Annotated in this window: 12 protein-coding genes and 1 tRNA gene; 9 read left to right on the forward strand and 4 right to left on the reverse strand. The window is 61.8% G+C overall.

Annotated features, from left to right (window positions below):
* Window positions 1-592 precede the first annotated feature (592 nt).
* Window positions 593-1,663 (forward strand): hypothetical protein, encoded by a 1,071-nt coding sequence (locus M6D32_RS12135; protein ID WP_298256362.1) that lies wholly within the window; start codon window positions 593-595, stop codon window positions 1,661-1,663.
* A gap of 230 nt (window positions 1,664-1,893) precedes the next feature.
* Here M6D32_RS12135 and M6D32_RS12140 read toward each other — a convergent pair whose 3' ends face one another.
* The gene (locus M6D32_RS12140) at window positions 1,894-2,058 is read right to left on the reverse strand and encodes a hypothetical protein (RefSeq protein WP_298256364.1); all 165 of its coding nucleotides are present in this window, start codon (window positions 2,056-2,058) and stop codon (window positions 1,894-1,896) included.
* Window positions 2,059-2,645: 587 nt separating this feature from the next.
* Here M6D32_RS12140 and M6D32_RS12145 point away from each other — a divergent pair.
* The 5 genes from M6D32_RS12145 (at window position 2,646) to M6D32_RS12165 (ending at window position 8,899) form a co-directional block, all read left to right on the forward strand.
* The gene (locus tag M6D32_RS12145) at window positions 2,646-4,325 is read left to right on the forward strand and encodes a methyl-accepting chemotaxis protein (protein ID WP_298256366.1); all 1,680 of its coding nucleotides are present in this window, start codon (window positions 2,646-2,648) and stop codon (window positions 4,323-4,325) included.
* Between the two features lie 238 nt (window positions 4,326-4,563).
* A complete protein-coding gene (locus M6D32_RS12150; RefSeq protein WP_298256368.1) occupies window positions 4,564-5,634 on the forward strand; it encodes an extracellular solute-binding protein in 1,071 nt (356 codons plus the stop codon).
* A gap of 288 nt (window positions 5,635-5,922) precedes the next feature.
* Window positions 5,923-7,494: a bifunctional diguanylate cyclase/phosphodiesterase gene (locus M6D32_RS12155; protein WP_298256371.1), complete on the forward strand. Its 1,572-nt coding sequence runs from the start codon at window positions 5,923-5,925 to the stop codon at window positions 7,492-7,494.
* Window positions 7,491-8,321 (forward strand): hypothetical protein, encoded by an 831-nt coding sequence (locus tag M6D32_RS12160; RefSeq protein WP_298256373.1) that lies wholly within the window; start codon window positions 7,491-7,493, stop codon window positions 8,319-8,321. Before M6D32_RS12155 ends, M6D32_RS12160 begins: the two co-directional genes overlap by 4 nt.
* A gap of 215 nt (window positions 8,322-8,536) precedes the next feature.
* A complete protein-coding gene (locus tag M6D32_RS12165; protein WP_298256375.1) occupies window positions 8,537-8,899 on the forward strand; it encodes a hypothetical protein in 363 nt (120 codons plus the stop codon).
* Window positions 8,900-8,979: 80 nt separating this feature from the next.
* Here M6D32_RS12165 and glnA read toward each other — a convergent pair whose 3' ends face one another.
* Window positions 8,980-10,389 carry a type I glutamate--ammonia ligase gene (gene glnA, locus M6D32_RS12170; protein ID WP_298256377.1) on the reverse strand — a complete coding sequence of 470 codons (1,410 nt, stop codon included), beginning with the start codon at window positions 10,387-10,389 and terminating at the stop codon, window positions 8,980-8,982.
* A gap of 189 nt (window positions 10,390-10,578) precedes the next feature.
* Window positions 10,579-10,917 carry a P-II family nitrogen regulator gene (locus tag M6D32_RS12175; protein ID WP_072824146.1) on the reverse strand — a complete coding sequence of 113 codons (339 nt, stop codon included), beginning with the start codon at window positions 10,915-10,917 and terminating at the stop codon, window positions 10,579-10,581.
* A gap of 354 nt (window positions 10,918-11,271) precedes the next feature.
* Here M6D32_RS12175 and M6D32_RS12180 point away from each other — a divergent pair, with 354 nt between their 5' ends.
* Window positions 11,272-12,771, forward strand: a complete 1,500-nt coding sequence (locus M6D32_RS12180; protein ID WP_298256380.1) for an NAD(P)H-hydrate dehydratase — start codon at window positions 11,272-11,274, stop codon at window positions 12,769-12,771.
* Window positions 12,772-12,865: 94 nt separating this feature from the next.
* On the opposite strand, the gene M6D32_RS12185 is transcribed toward M6D32_RS12180, so the two are convergent.
* A complete protein-coding gene (locus M6D32_RS12185; protein WP_298256382.1) occupies window positions 12,866-14,125 on the reverse strand; it encodes a multicopper oxidase domain-containing protein in 1,260 nt (419 codons plus the stop codon).
* Window positions 14,126-14,306: 181 nt separating this feature from the next.
* Here M6D32_RS12185 and M6D32_RS12190 point away from each other — a divergent pair.
* Together M6D32_RS12190 and tig are read left to right on the forward strand one after the other, a co-directional pair.
* Window positions 14,307-14,391 (forward strand) — tRNA-Leu (locus M6D32_RS12190).
* Between the two features lie 316 nt (window positions 14,392-14,707).
* Window positions 14,708-16,069 (forward strand): trigger factor, encoded by a 1,362-nt coding sequence (gene tig, locus M6D32_RS12195; protein ID WP_298256385.1) that lies wholly within the window; start codon window positions 14,708-14,710, stop codon window positions 16,067-16,069.
* Window positions 16,070-16,124: the final 55 nt, after the last annotated feature.

The following is a 16,124-nucleotide window of genomic DNA, read 5'->3' on the forward strand; positions in this document are numbered from 1 at the left end:
CCACCATCCCCGGCGCAACGCATCAGCGTTGTCGCCGAGTTGATATCAGCGTCGAGATATCAGAACCACGCGGCTTCGCCGTCCGCGTCCCACGCGCTTCGTCCTTGCGCATGTCCGCGTCCATCGCAGCCCGCACCCAACGTTCGTGACGATCGCGAAGCGCCCCTCCTGGAGGAGCGCGGGCCGGGGCGAACTGGTGCCAGTGATTTGCCCGACGGCACAAGTGGAATTTTGGCCGAGCCCTTCGCAGTCGATTCTGAACCCCACCTTACGACGCGCGCTTGATCGCGCCTTGCAGCGAGCCAGCGTCCGAAGCCGGGCAGCGCGAAGATTTTCAGAATCCGAGAAGAAGTTTTCACGCTTTGAAAAAAATCTCGCCACATCTTTTGTGCGCCGCGGGGTCATGTCGGCGTCATCTGTTGTGCATCGCGGCGCTGATCGACTGATCAATTGAGCTTGACCGCTTGCGCAACGCCTTTTGCTTGAACTCGGCGAATACCGCGCTATCAGAAGGTGCGGTCCGTGAAGGCAGCCATTTGCTGCTCGTAGAACTGCCAGCGGCCCGCCGAGGGAAACGCAAAGGAAAAAATAAATGCCTTCCTACCATATCCTCCTCATGGGCGCGTCCTATGGATCGCTGCTCGCATCCAAGCTGTTGTTCGGCGGCCATTCCATTCATCTCGTCTGCCTGCCGGCAGAAGCCGATCTGATCAATGCCGAAGGTTTCAAGGTGACGCTGCCGATCCGCGGCCGCAAGGATCCCGTGCTGCTGGAATCGCGCAAGCTGCCGGGCAAGGTGACGGCTGGCCCTGCGGCCGGTGTCGATCCGTCAAAGTACGATCTGGTCGGACTATGCATGCAGGAGCCGCAATATCGCTCCGACGGCGTGCGCCAGCTGCTGGATGCGGTCGGAAAATCGGGCGTGCCCTGCATGTCGATCATGAACATGCCGCCGCTCGCCTATATCAGGCGAATTCCCGGCCTGGACTACAAGGCGCTGGAGCCGGCCTATACCGATCCGCGCGTTTGGGATTCCGTCAGCCCGCACAAGATCACGTTGAACAGCCCCGATCCGCAGGCCATCCGTCCGCCGGACGGCAAGGCCAACGAGTTGTTGGTGACGCTGCCGACGAATTTCAAATGCGCGAGGTTCGAGGACGACAAGGACACGCAGATCATCCGCAACCTCGAAAAGGATGTCGCCGCGGCGCGCGTGAAGGTATCGGGCGAGGAGATCGAACTGCCGGTCAAGCTGAAGGCCTACGATTCGATCTGGGTACCGCTCGCGAAATGGTCGATGCTGCTCGCGGGCAACTACCGCTGCATCACCAAAGATGGCATGCGGACGGCGCAGGAAGCGGTGCATTCGAACATCGAGGAATCGCGATCGGTCTACAATTTCGTGTTCGACCTCTGCGTGAAATTAGGGGCCAATCCGGCCGACCTTGTCCCGTTCGAAAAGTACGCGGCTGCGGCGCAGAGCCTGTCGCGTCCGGCCTCTGCCGCGCGCGCGTTGCAGAACGGCGCGCCGAACATCGAACGCGCCGACAAGCTGGTGCAGCTCATCGCGCTTCAGAAGGGCTTGCGGCATCCGGCGATCGATGCGCAGGTCGCGCTCGTCGATCAGCGTCTTGAGGCCAACAGAAAAAAGGCTGCGGCTTAGCGTAAGGCCGCTTTGGATTAGACAAATGGGCGCCATGTGCGCCCGTTTTTGCAAATGTGGCTAGATCCCTCGCTTGTGGCCGCGCTCGCCTTGATCGCGAGCGGAATTGCATTCGGAATTGTCAGTGACCGTCATCTCGGCGCAGCCAGGGCGGGCACCCGAAAATAAACAAGGGCCACCAAGAAGGCGGCCCTTGCCAATTCACCTTCGGCGCAGATGCCGCGTGACGGTTACATCAAGCCCCAGCCGGCGCTGAGATCGACGCCGAGCGTCATCACGCAAAGCGACGCCATCAATCCAAAGCAGGTAAAGAGAGCGATCGTCTTCGCCGACCGCTCGCCGGCCTGTTTGACGGATTCAACGCGGATAACGGATGCGATAGCAAGATTAGTCATGATAGCCACCCCTGATTTTTTGTTTTCGAATGGGGCGACCGTAGCGGGACAATGTTTACAGGCGATTGTCGGCAATCGCCTGATACCGCCATTTTGGTTCCATCGTTATCAATTCGGAAAAATTGCCCCAATGCGCAACGCCACCGGCGCTAGTGGAGTGGATTTGACATTCGCTACCCTTCGAGCCGCAAATTCCGAAAGCGAATGTCAAATCCAAAACTCCACTAGGAGATTGAATTTGCTAGCGGTCCTTTGATTCTAACATTCGCAAATATGCCCGCTGCGAAGGGATGCGAATGTTAGAATCGGACCACTAGTGCCCACTTTCCGAAGTTCGTGCTCCATCGCAGCACCCACCTTCACGAACTTCGGAAAGTCATGGGCACTAGCCAACTTATTGATTCTAGTACCGCTTTATCGATCTGAAGTCCCTGATCGAATTCGCCGCTTGTGGTGCAGGGACTTCAGATCGGCGGTACTAGGCATGTCCGCTGCGGTATCTGGATCAGCATCTTAGCGAAATCTTAGGACGGCAGTGGTTAAGAAACTTTTGATCACGATCCGGAAGATTACTGGGGGATACTTTCGTGCTTGCCCGATTTTCAATCAGCGCCAAACTTTTTGCGATTGTCGTCTTTCTGTCCCTGGTGATTACCGCCGTCGGCGGCTTTGCCTTCCTGCAGATGCGTGCGATCGACGCCTCCGCTCAGGAGATCCAGGCGCATTGGCTGCCGAGCGTCCGCTGGATCAGCGAGATGCGGGTACAGTCGGCGCGGTTTCGCGGCGTGCTGCGCGACCACCTTACCGTTACCGATGCAGAGCGCGCCGATGTCGACAAAAATCTTTATGCCCGCAAGGCCGATTTTGAAAAGGCTGCGAAGGCCTATCGCCAGCTGATCGCGTCCCCCACCGAGCGCGAGCTCGCCGAGCAGCTCGATGGGAACTGGAAGGAATTCATCGCGGCGTCCGAAGAGGTGCGATCGGACGCCATGAAGGGCGACCTTGCTACCGCCAAGCAGATCAATGCCAAGAAGGTGGTCCCGGTCGGCCGCGCGATGGACAAGACGCTCGCCGGCCTTGTGGACTTCAACGACAAGGGTGCCAAGGCGGCCGGTCAGAGCGCGGAGGCGACTTATTTGCACGCCATCTACCTGATGAGCGTCATCCTGTTCGGCGCCCTGGTCCTGGGCATTGGTGCTGCGGTCTTCATGTCGCAGGATATTCGCCGCGGTATCAACTCGATCTTGAACCCAATGAGCCGGCTGGTCGACGGCGAGTTGGCGGTCGAGATTCCCCATCAGGGAGAAACGACCGAAGTCGGCCGCATCGCGACCGCGTTGCAGGCTTTCAAGGAAGCGCTCATCGCCAAGAAGGCCTCGGACGAGGCAGCCAATGCGGAGAAGACTGTCAATCTGTCGCGCGCTCAGCGCATCAGCACCGCCACGGTGAATTTCGAGGCGATGATCGGCGAAATGGCAGGTTCGCTGGCATCGTCGTCGACGGCGCTCGAAGCCTCCGCCACGACGCTTACCTCGACCGCGGACCATGCGCAGGAACTCGCGACGAAGGTGGCGGGCGCATCGGAAGAGGCCTCGACCAATGTGCAGTCGGTCGCCTCGGCAACCGAAGAACTGAGCTCGTCCGTCAATGAAATCAGCCGACAGGTTCAGGAGTCCGCCAGGATGGCGATGGCCGCCGTCGATGAGGCGAACAAGACCAACGACCGCGTCGAGGAATTGGCGAAGGCGGCATCCCGCATCGGCGACGTGGTCGAATTGATCAATGCCATTGCAGGCCAGACCAACCTGCTGGCCCTGAACGCCACCATCGAAGCGGCGCGAGCCGGCGAAGCAGGGCGCGGCTTTGCCGTCGTTGCTTCCGAGGTCAAGGCGCTGGCGGGGCAGACCGCGAAGGCCACCAGCGAGATCGGTCAGCAGATCGTCGGCATCCAGTCGGCAACGCAGGACTCGGTCAGCGCGATCAGGGGGATCAGCGGAACGATCGAGAAGCTGTCGGAAATATCCTCCGCCATCGCGGCCGCCGTGGAAGAGCAGGGCGCTGCGACGCAGGAGATCTCCCGCAACGTGCAGCAGGCCGCCCGCGGTACGCACGAGGTCTCTTCGCATGTGACCGACGTGCAGCGCGGGGCCAGTGAAACCGGCGCTGCCTCCTCGCAGGTCCTGTCTGCGGCGAAGTCGGTCGCCAGCGAAAGCGTTCGCCTGAAAACCCAGGTCGAGGGCTTCCTGGAGGCCGTACGCGCGGCCTAATCGGACGTCGTCGGACGGCGGCCGGGATGAGCAGGCCGGCATACGGCCTGCGGCGCGTTCTTGTCTCACCTCATTTCGAGTTGATCATTTCTTGGGTTGATCGCTTGGCATGGCAGCCGCAGCATGCCGAAAGAGCTTTGGCGTCCGCCACCAATTGATGAGTGCCGCGGCATATGATGTCCGCTAACATGGCCTTCCAATCAACAAAAACAGCGGTTCGCCGCGGGGAGAGAGTCGGATGGGTAAGCGGAATTGGTCGCGTCGCGCGGTGCTTGGCGCCTCCGCGGGGTCGATGGCGGGAATGCTGTTCGCCGAGCCCCTGAAAGCCGCGGCTGCTATTGCGCCTTCCGCCGTGACCCCCGAACTGATCGAGGCTGCGCGCAAGGAGGGCAAGGTCTCCTATTATGCGGCGATCGAGCTTGGCGTGGCCGAGCGGCTCGGCAAACTGTTCGAGGCGAAATATCCGGGCATCTCCGTCCACGTCGAGCGCTCCGGCGCCGAGCGCATCTATCAGCGCATCGCGCAGGAAAACGACAGCGGCATCCATGCGGTCGATGTCGCCAACTCCACCGACGTCTCGCACTATCTCGACTGGAACAAGAACGGCTGGCTCACGCCATACCTGCCGGAAGATGTGGTGAAACATTACCCCGCCGACCAGTACAATCCGGAAGGCCTGTGGGCCACTTCATGCGCGTGGTTCGAGGTGATTGGTTACAACACCAACCTGGTCAAGCCGGAAGATGCGCCGAAGAGCTATGCCGATCTGCTCGATCCGAAATGGCAGGGCAAGCTCGTCAAGGGCCACCCAAGCTACAGCGGCGCGATTCTGACAACGACGTTCGTGCTCTCGCACGCGCTTGGCTGGTCGTATCTGGAAAAGCTGGCGCAGCAGAAGGTGATGCAGGTGCAATCGGCCGGCGATCCGCCGAAGAAGATAATGCTTGGTGAACGTGCTGTGATGGCTGACGGTAACGACTACAATCTCGCCGTGTTCAAGAGCCAGGGCAAGCCGGTCGAGGCGGTCTATGCGACGGAAGGCTCGCCGCTGATCATCGTGCCGAGCGGCGTGTTCAAGGCCGCGCCCAATCCGAATGCAGCGCGGCTGTTCCAGAGCTTCTTCTTCAGCGCGGAAGCCCAGCAAATGCTGGTCAACGAGTTCGCCCATCGCTCTTTCCATGCCGAAGTGAAGCCGCGAGCGGGGCAGAAGCCGATGTCGGAAATCAAGATGCTCAAATCCGATCCCGCCCGGGTGCAGGCGGAGAGCGAAGAACTGAAGGCGCATTACGCGAAAGTGTTCAGGGTTTAGAGCGGCCCGCGCCGTCGCTGATGGCAGCGCGACCGGCAAGACGTGCGTGCCCGAATGGCCCGGTCGAGGACCTCCTCGGCGCCGTGCCTGCCGCCCAACCGCCTATCCGGGAGACTACGGAGGATCGCTGCGAAGCGCCGGATCCAGTAATTGCAATCGTCATCTGTCCGAGCGCAATTTGCTAACCATCCGGCGCAATAGCGGCTTCGCGCCGGGAGGCCCGGCAACTATTCGCAAACACGGCACCGCTTACGCTCGGCAAATCAAGAAGGAGATGAAGAGCGGGATATGCCCAGACTGCGGCCGAATGCGCCGATGGCCTTCGAGGTCATCGCCAGGGAACCGAATGCCGGCGCCAGCGGCGAAGCTTCCGCGCTTTCGGGAATCGGTTCGGAAATAGAGCACCTGCGCGGCGTCATTGCGCGGTTGATGCACACGACCGCCCACGACCCGCTGACCGGGCTTCCGACCCGCAGCGCGTTGCTCGAGCAGCTCGAGCAGGAACTCAAGCGTGACGCTTCCGACGGCGCCGAAATCGCGGTCCTGTTCGTCGACCTCGACAATTTCAAACTCGTGAATGACTCGCTCGGCCACGGCAGCGGCGATGCCGTGCTGTGCGAAATGGCGAGCCGCATCATTGACTGCATGGGATCGGAAGATATCGCAAGCCGGTTCGGCGGCGATGAGATGGTGATCCTGCATTCGCATGCCAGCGAGCATTCCGGCGTCGCTTTGGGTAATCGCATCCTTGCGGCGTTCGTCGATCCGATTGTCGTTTCCGGCAAGGAAGTGGTGGTGTCGGCGAGCGTCGGCGTTGCACGATGCAAGCCCGGCACGAAATCCGCCGAGCAATTATTGCGCGAGGCGGACACCGCACTCTATGCGGCGAAGGACCGCGGCCGGGCGCGGCTGGAGCAGTTCAACGACGAACTGCACGCACGCGCCGAGAAGCGCATGCAGATCGAGTCCGATTTGCGCGCGGCGCTTCGCCAATCGCAACTGTTTGTGGAATATCAGCCGCAGGTTCGCCTGAAGGACGGCTGCGTGGTCGGCGTCGAAGCGCTGGTCCGCTGGCGCCATCCGGAGCGCGGCATCATTCCGCCCGGCGACTTCATTCCGGTCGCTGAAGACTGTGGGCTGATCGTCAGAATTGGGCGAGAGGTGCTGTGGAATTCCTGCCGCCAGCTTGCCGAGTGGACGAAGCTGGTACCGGGAAGGCCATTGGCAATGACCGTCAACGTTTCGCCGCGCCAGGTCGCGGAACCCGGCTTCATCGCCGAAATCCGCGAGGTGCTGGCAGAAACCGGTATCGATCCAGCTTCGCTGTGCCTCGAGGTCACCGAAAGCGTGATGATGAGCGCAAGGCAGGAGGTAATGGGGCAGCTTGACGAAATCAGGCAGCTCGGAGTCTTCATCGCGATCGACGATTTCGGCACCGAACACTCGTCGTTGTCGCGGCTGCGCGACATGCCGGCGGAGGTGCTGAAGATCGACCGCAGCTTCATCGACGGCCTCTCCAGCGAACCCGGCGATACCGCGATCGTGTCCTCGATCCTCAGCCTGGCCTACGCCATGGGCAAGCATACGATTGCGGAAGGCGTCGAAAAGCGCGAGCAGGCGGCGATGCTGCTGCGCATGGGTTGCGAAGTCGCGCAGGGCTACTTCTTCTCGCGACCCGTGGCGGCCGAACAGATCGCGCCGATGCTGACGCGGTCACTCTGGCAACCGCGTTCCGCGCTGGAGCTGCACGGCACGCATCTCACCGAGGGGCCGGTACGGCGCGGCCATCGTTACTTCATCGACGAGTTCCTCGAGCACATCGGCGCCCCCATGGGGAGCAAGGTCGCGGGTCCGTTATGATCTCCCTCTTCATCGGCATCAGCAATCTGGCGATCGGGCTGGCCTATGCTGGCCTTGGTGTGATCGGCGCGTGGGAAACCATCAGCCTGCATCGTTACCGCGGCTGGTCCCGCTTTGGCATCGGCTTCGTATTGATGGCTGCAAGCTGCGGTCCGCATCATTTGGTGCATGGCTGGCACGTGCTTCAGGGCGAGACCGTTTCCTGGCAGATGCTGGCCGTGACCGTGATCGGGCTGCCGGCCGGACTGATCTTCGTCGGGCTGCGCTTGGAACGGATGGTGGGCGGGCAGGGCGAGCGCGTGGTCGCGGCCTCGGCGGACCGGGCGGCGATGCTGGCGACCGCCATGACATTGGTGACCGGTTTGCTGGCCGCGGGAGTGCTGGCGCAGCCGGCCGCCGACCTGTTCCAGGTCCTCTGCACGTCGGCCGGTCTCGTCGCGAAACCCATCGATGCGGCGGTCGACTTCATGTCGGTCACCTTCGTCGCGAACCTGTTCGTGACGATCGCCTACGGCATGGTCGGCTGGTATCTGGCGGATTGCCAGGTGCGCCGTTATCTCGCCAACGGCTTCTGGTCGCTGTCGGGTGTGGCGCTGGCGGGCGTGTTCTTCACCTGCGCCCAGATGCATCTCATCGACGCCACGACCCATGACGACGGTCTGTTGCTTATCTTTGACCTGATCGGCATTCCCGCCTCGATCTATTTCCTGTGGGTCGTCAAGCTCGTCCACAACGATTCCGTGATGGACTGGAATCGGCGTCCGCTCGTCGGCGCCGCCGCAGCTCCAACGCGTCCATCACCGTGGAGCGAGAGCCCGCAGCGCTAAAAAAGCAAAATCCGGTGGGCCGCGGGCTCCCTTGATGCACGGTCAATTTGCGGCCAGCAAAAAAAGGGAGCGCTTGGCGCGCCCTTCGTTTTTCACGGCGCAGCGCGGCGCATCGCAAGTAAAGCGTTAGTTCTTGACCGGAAACTTGACGGCGTGAAGAATTGGCGGGGTTCAGGACTGCCGCCCAAAGGCTGGCATGAAATGTTGAGGCTGGCATGAAACGTTTCGACGCGCTCGTGATGTTCGTCAGCCTCTGGCTGCTCGCCTCCATGGTGGTCGACGTTCTCACGCCGAAGCAGCTGACCGTCTATGCCATCGGAGCAGCACTGGCGCCTGCGACGGTGATATCGGCATTGCTCTACTGGTTGGGCGTGCCGCGGATCGATTTTGCGGTGTGCTTCTCGGTGCTCTGGATGGTGTCGGGGATGGTGCTCGAAATGATCTCGCCGGAGCCGCTATCGCTTTACATGATCGCCGCGGCGCTCGCGCCGGCGCTGGCCGTGGGGATCGTGATCAATTATCAGCGTTGGCGGCATTTTTCAGGGACGGTCGTGGCGGAGACAAAACGGGCCAATTGACAGGCCGCTGGTGCGCCCTCACCCGGCATAAAAAAAGGAGCGCTTGAGGCGCCCCTTTTGTTTCGCAAAGTTCGTCCACTTTACTGTGAGTAATACATGTCGAACTCGACCGGGTGCGGCGTCATTTCGAAACGCTCCACTTCCTGCATCTTGAGATCGATGTAGGCATCGATGAAGTCGTCGTCGAACACGCCGCCGTTCTTGAGGAACGCGCGGTCCTTGTCGAGGTTTTCCAGCGCCTCGCGAAGCGAGCCGCACACCGTCGGGATCGCCTTCAGTTCTTCCTTCGGCAGATCGTAGAGGTCCTTGTCCATCGCCGGACCCGGATCGATCTTGTTCTTGATACCGTCGAGGCCCGCCATCAGCATCGCGGCGAAGCCGAGATAGGGATTGGCCATCGGGTCGGGGAAACGCACTTCGACGCGCTTGGCCTTCGGATTCGACGTGTAGGGGATGCGGCAGGACGCCGAGCGGTTGCGCGCGGAATAGGCGAGCAGCACGGGAGCCTCATAGCCCGGCACCAGGCGCTTGTAGGAGTTGGTGGAGGGGTTGGTGAAGGCGTTGATCGCCTTGGCGTGCTTGATGATGCCGCCGATGTAGTGGAGGCAGGTCTCGGACAGGTCGGCGTACTTGTTGCCGGCGAACACCGGCTTGCCGCCTTTCCAGATCGACTGGTGGCAGTGCATGCCCGAGCCGTTGTCGCCGAAGATAGGCTTCGGCATGAAGGTGGCGGTCTTGCCGTAGATGTGCGCGACCTGATGGATGCAGTACTTGTAGATCTGCATCTGGTCGGCCATCAGCGTCATGGTGTCGAACTTCATGCCGAGTTCGTGCTGAGCGGACGCCACCTCGTGGTGATGCTTCTCGACCTTGACGCCCATCTTGGCCATGGCGCCGAGCATTTCGGAGCGCATGTCCTGCACCGAGTCCTGCGGCGGCACCGGGAAGTAGCCTGCCTTGGTGCGGATGCGGTGACCGAGGTTGCCGCCTTCATATTCGGTGTCGGAGTTGGTCGGAAACTCGGCGGAGTCGAGCTTGAAGCCGGTGTTGTAGGGGAGGGCCGAGAAGCGGACATCGTCGAACACGAAGAACTCGGCCTCGGGGCCGAAGAAGATGGTGTCGCCCACGCCCATCGACTTGACCATGGCCTCGGCCTTCTTGGCCATGCCGCGGGGGTCGCGGTTGTAGGGTTCGCCCGTGGTCGGTTCCAGCACGTCGCAGGTGATGACCATGGTGGTCTCGGCAAAGAATGGATCGATCGTGGCCGTAACCGGATCGGGCATCAGGCACATGTCGGACTCGTTGATCGCCTTCCATCCCGCGATCGACGAACCGTCGAACATCTGGCCCTCGGCGAAGGTTTCCTCTTCGATCATGGTGACATCGAAGGTAACGTGCTGCCACTTGCCGCGCGGGTCGGTAAAGCGCAGATCGACGTATTTGACGTCGTTGTCCTTGATCGACTTGAGGACGTCCTTGGCGGTCTTCATGGTTCCCCCTTGAGGTTGTTTTGGGAATGGCTGTCGTGATGGGCTGTCTTGGGCTGGGCCGCGGGCGGCGGCAATTGGATAGTCGTCAATACAATTGGGGGATGGCCAAGACAATATCCGAGTAACGCAACAACCTCCTCTCCGGGCGGATTTGATCCGCCGGCAGTAAATCGGCGCGTTAACCGCGCTTTAGATCGCGTCGAGCCCGGATTCGCCGGTCCGGATGCGGATGGCCTCCTCGATATTGGACACGAAAATCTTGCCGTCGCCGATCCGACCGGTCTGCGCGGCGCGGCGGATCGCGTCGATCGCGCGCTCGACCAGTTCATCGGAAATGACGATCTCGATCTTCACCTTGGGCAGGAAATCAACGATGTATTCCGCGCCCCGGTAAAGCTCGGCATGGCCCTTTTGGCGCCCGAAACCCTTGGCCTCGGTAACGGTGATGCCCTGAAGTCCGACTTCCTGGAGCGCTTCCTTAACCTCGTCGAGCTTGAACGGCTTGATGATGGCTTCGATCTTCTTCACAGGTTGCCTCCCGGCACTTTCAGGGACTCAAAGACGTTGAGGTAATTGTCGCGGATAGCGCGAATGATGCGGATCCGGTAGCGGCGCGCAGGCTCGATATTTGCCTGCCAGGTCACAGACCCGAAACTGGCTTCCTCGGAAGCAGGGTCTATGCCAAGCCGTTAAGATGTTATATTCTTGAATTGTATCAGCCTCTTAGATGGTCCCGAAGGCTCCTTGATAGGAATCGACCAATCATAGTGCAGCACTGAAATTAGGCAAATAGATCAAATTGTGTGCGCCCCTCCGGGCCAAGCTTTCGGCTAAGCCGCCAAAATTGCCTTCGGAACAGGCGTTTCGATCAGAGGATTGGCGATGGAAGTTCTCACGACGGCCGAGATGGCGCGGGTCGACCGGCTCGCGATCGCCGCGGGGACGCCCGGCTTCGCCTTGATGCTGAGCGCGGGGCAGGCGGTTGCCGCCGCCGCCATGGACCTCGTCGAGGAAGGGCCGATCCTGGTGATCGCCGGTCCCGGCAACAATGGCGGCGACGGCTTTGTGGCCGCCGCTGAACTCGCAGCGCGCGGCCGGGAGGTCTCCGTCATCCTGCTCTGCGAGCGCGAGAACTTGCAGGGCGATGCGGCTTCGGCCGCGCGCGGCTGGAAATATCCGGTGCTGCCGTTCAACCCGCAGGCGATCGGCAAGCCGGCTTTGATCATTGATGCGCTGTTCGGCGCCGGGCTCGATCGCCCGGTCAAGGGCGAGCCGTTCGACGTGATCGAGGCGATCAATACCAATGGCGCGCCGGTTCTGGCCGTCGATCTGCCAAGCGGCATCAACGGCACGTCGGGCGCGATCATGGGCACGGCCGTGCGTGCCTTTGAGACGGTCACGTTCTTTCGCCGCAAGCCTGCGCACCTGCTTTTGCCGGGCCGCGTTCATTGCGGCCGCGTCCGCGTCGCCGACATCGGCATCGATGCGAACGTGCTTGCGGAAATCGCGCCCAGGACCTTCGAGAATGTCCCGTCATCATGGGCGCGCTCGTTTCCGGTCCCGACCATCGACGGGCACAAATACGACCGCGGCCATGTCGTCGCCGTCTCCGGCGGCGTTGCCGCAACCGGCGCGGCGCGACTTTCCGCGCGCGGCGCCTTGCGGGTGGGGGCAGGTCTCGTCACGCTGGCCTCGCCGCGCGACGCGCTTGCCGTCAACGCCGCGGCGCTGACTGCGGTGATGGTTCGCCCGATCGATACGGTGACCGAATTCGGCGAGCTCTTGAGCGACAAGCGCCTCAATGCCTATGTCATCGGGCCCGGCGCAGGCATTGGCGAGCGGTCGCAGGATTTCGTGCTCGCGGCACTGACAGCGAAGCGTGCGGTGGTGCTCGATGCCGACGCGCTGACGAGCTTTGCCGACGCGCCTGAACGCCTGTTCGAAGCGATCCGGCAGTCTGCCGATCCGCAAGTGGTCCTGACCCCGCATGAGGGCGAGTTCCCGCGGCTGTTCAGCGACATCAGCAACAAGCATCCCGGTCGCTCCAAGCTCGAGCGGGTGAGGGCTGCGGCCGAGCGCGCCGGCTCGGTCGTGCTGCTGAAAGGACCGGACACGACGGTCGCATCTCCCGATGGCCGCGCGACGATCGCGGCCAATGCGCGGCCCTGGCTTGCGACTGCCGGCGCCGGCGATGTGCTGTCCGGCATGATCGCGGGATTAATGGCGCAGGGGGTGCCGGCGTTCGAGGCCGCTTCGATCGGGGTCTGGATGCACGGCGAGGCAGCGCGAGAGGCGGGACCGGGACTGATCGCGGAAGATCTGCCTGAAACGCTGCCGGCGGTGACGCGTCGTCTCTATGACGAATTCGGCATCGAATATTAGCGCATGATCCGCAGAAGTGTGCAGCGGTTTTCCCTCGCGACAAACGCGGAACGCGTTTGCGCGGAGATCATGCGCCAATGAAATGATAAGGCGCCTACTCGACACTGAACCAGCGCAGGAGTTTCGGCGCACTCCAGTTCGTCTCGGCTGCTTCGATCAGCCAATGCCCGGCATATTCCGCCGCGAAAGCGATGCGTTGGGTTTGCCCGGCATCGATTGCGATCGTGTCGAGCCAGAACGGCTTCCAACCATCGTCGAGCCGATCGAGCAGCCGAAAGTGATGTCCGTGCAGATGAAAGACGGATGTGACTTGCGCGCGATTGGTAAGCGATAGCACGACAACGCGGCTGGCCTTGGCGCGAAACACAGGCTGCGCGGTGGCCGCAAACGCTGCCGGCCGAATCCAATCTTTCTGGTCGCCACCGAAGGGAAGATCGATCCGCAGCGCGTTCTTGAGGTCGAGATGCGCGGGCAAACCGTTCGAGGGTAGCGCAGACGCAGCTGGCAGGGTTTGAGAACGGACTGGTGCTTCATCTGACAGGATCAGGCGGCCGATCGGGTGAGCCGCCTCGCCATCATGCATCAGGATCGGCGTGTTGCCGACGCCGGGTGTTGCGTCGATAAAGACGTCAGCCCGACCGCCCGGCGCCAGCGCAAAGGCGCCATTGCGCGCCAGAAATGGCTCGGCCGGCTGGCCATCCAGCGCCATCATCGTGATGTCGTGGTGCTCGATTTTCAGTGCGATCACCTGGCGCGGGAGGGCATTGATGAAGCGCATCCTGACGCGCTCGCCTCCGCGAAGGCTGATTTCCCGCGAGAGTTGTCCGTTCACGGTGTAGATGGCTTCGGTGCCCGTGGCGTCGGCGCCTGGCGCGATCGCTGCGCCATCCGGCCTCACGCGCCAGCCCTCAATCAAGAACACTTCGTCGCGATCGATCTGGATTGGTTCGCTTTCGCGCACGATCAACGGCAACGCCCGAAAAGGCCGCGATGCGCCGTCGCCGAGCAGGGCAGCATCGCAAAGGAATGTCCCGGCGTGCCGGAGCGGCAGCCGGAACGTCTCGCTCGCAGATGGCGCGAGCGGAGCACGCCCGAGCAGTGGCTCGATCGTGGCTGCGCCGTCGACGCCACGCCAGTTGAGCGCGACAGGCGCGGTGAGGTCGTTGGCCAGTGTGACGGTGGCGCGTTCGCCGCGCTTGAACCGAGGCGGCTGATCGCCGAGCGACCACACGTCTGTGGCCGGTGCCTTGTCGCGCAACCCGAGCGCATCTGCCTTGCATCGAAGTGCGAGTGGCGATGCCGCCTCCGCTCGGACGGCGCGATTTGACGCGGGCAGGGCCGCGAGGCCAGCCATTACCGCGCGCCGGTTCGGCCGGCGGATGTGATCTGAATCGTGATCGGACATAGTCGTTGATGCGGATCACTTTCCGCGTGATATGGCAAGCGACTGTGCAAATCGAAGAATTGCTGCGAAGCGGCGGCGCATGTTATAAATCGCAGCCCGCGGCATCGCGGCCGGACATGGTGCTCTTCTTGCGGGCGTGGCGGAATTGGTAGACGCGCTGGATTTAGGTTCCAGTGACGAAAGTTGTGGGGGTTCGAGTCCCTCCGCCCGCACCAACGCTTCCGACATATGGGGATGCGTCTCGCCGTGCCGACGCCTCAGGAGTCCCGTCCGATTTGACTGGTTTTCGGGCGCAATCCCGTTCGGGAACAGTTGATCTCGTTCCCTCATTGGGTTACGAGCGTCAGCCTGTTGCCTATGGCCGCCGGTTACACGGCGCTCTTGAGACCCCGATTGCTGGGTCACCGGAATAAGGCAAGAATTTCAAAGGGTTTTGGAGACTGCCGAAACCAGCAGCGCAAGGCGCGATGTCGTGCGCCATCAACAACAAGCCGTCCGGTTGGTGCCGGACTAATCGAGAAGATTGAAGCCATGCAGGTAAAAGAAACGGTTGCCGAGGGATTGAAGCACGAGTTTCAGGTCAGCATTCCCTCCGCTGATCTCGACGCCAAGGCCGATGCGCGCCTGGTCGAGATGAAGGACAAGGTCCGCCTCAACGGCTTCCGCCCGGGCAAGGTGCCGGTCACCCATCTGAAGAAGGTCTATGGCCGCTCGGTGATGGCTGAGGCGATCGACCAGACCATCCGCGACACCAACTCCAAGCTCTTCACCGAGCGCGGCTTCCGCCTCGCGACGGAGCCCAAGATCACCATGCCGACCGAAAAGAAGGAAGTCGAAGAGCTTCTCGCCGGCAAGTCGGATCTCACCTACACCGTGGCGATCGAAGTGGTGCCAACGATCGCGCTCGCGGATTTCAAGACCTTCAAGGTCGAGAAGCCGGTCGCTGACGTCACCGACGCCGAGGTCGACGATGCGGTCAAGCGCATCGCCGAACAGAATCGCAGCTTCGCCGAGACGGGCGAGGGCGCCAAGGCCGCCAACGGCGATCGCATCACCGTCTCGTTCAAGGGCATGATCGACGGCACGGCATTCGAGGGTGGATCCGGGGAAAATATACTGGTGACCATCGGCTCGAACACTTTCATCCCGGGCTTCGAGGATCAGCTGACCGGCATCGCGAGCGGCGAGACCCGAACGCTGAAGGTCACGTTCCCCGAGAACTACGGCAACAAGGAACTGGCGGGCAAGGCGGCCGAATTCGAGACCACCGCTTCCAAGATCGAGGCGCCGCAGGAACTCGCCATCGATGACGAGTTCGCCAAGACGCTGGGTCTGGAATCCCTCGACAAGTTGAAGCAGGCGGCGCGCGAGCGGATCGCTGCGGAGTTTGCCGGGACGACGCGTCAGCGCGTCAAGCGCGTCCTGCTCGATCGCCTTGACGAGGCCCATCGCTTCGAGGCGCCGCCGACGCTGGTCGACGAAGAGTTCAATCTGATGTGGGACTCGGTCAGGTCGGAAATGGAGTCCGCCGGCAAAACCTTCGCCGATGAAAACACCACGGAGGAAGCGGCTAAAGAGGAATACCGCAAGATCGCCGACCGCCGTGTCCGGCTCGGCCTTGTGCTCTCCGAAATCGGCGAGAAGAACAAGATCACGGTCACCGACGACGAAGTCGGCCGTGCGGTGATCGAGCGCGCCCGCCAGATGCCGGGCCGCGAAAAGGAAGTCTGGGACTTTTATCGCAATAACGCCAATGCGCTGGCCCAGCTTCGTGCACCCATCTATGAAGACAAGGTCGTCGACTTCATTCTTGAGCTCGCCACCGTGACCGAAAAGAAGGTTTCGCGTGAAGATCTCTACAAGGAGGATGAAGCGGAGAAGAGCGCGGCGTAAGCGCCTGTAAGTCCAGCGTTAAGGTTGAAGCGCAAAGGGGCGGCGCGGGCGCCGC

The sequence above is a fragment of the Bradyrhizobium sp. genome (genome assembly GCF_027307225.1).
GTDB lineage: Bacteria > Pseudomonadota > Alphaproteobacteria > Rhizobiales > Xanthobacteraceae > Bradyrhizobium.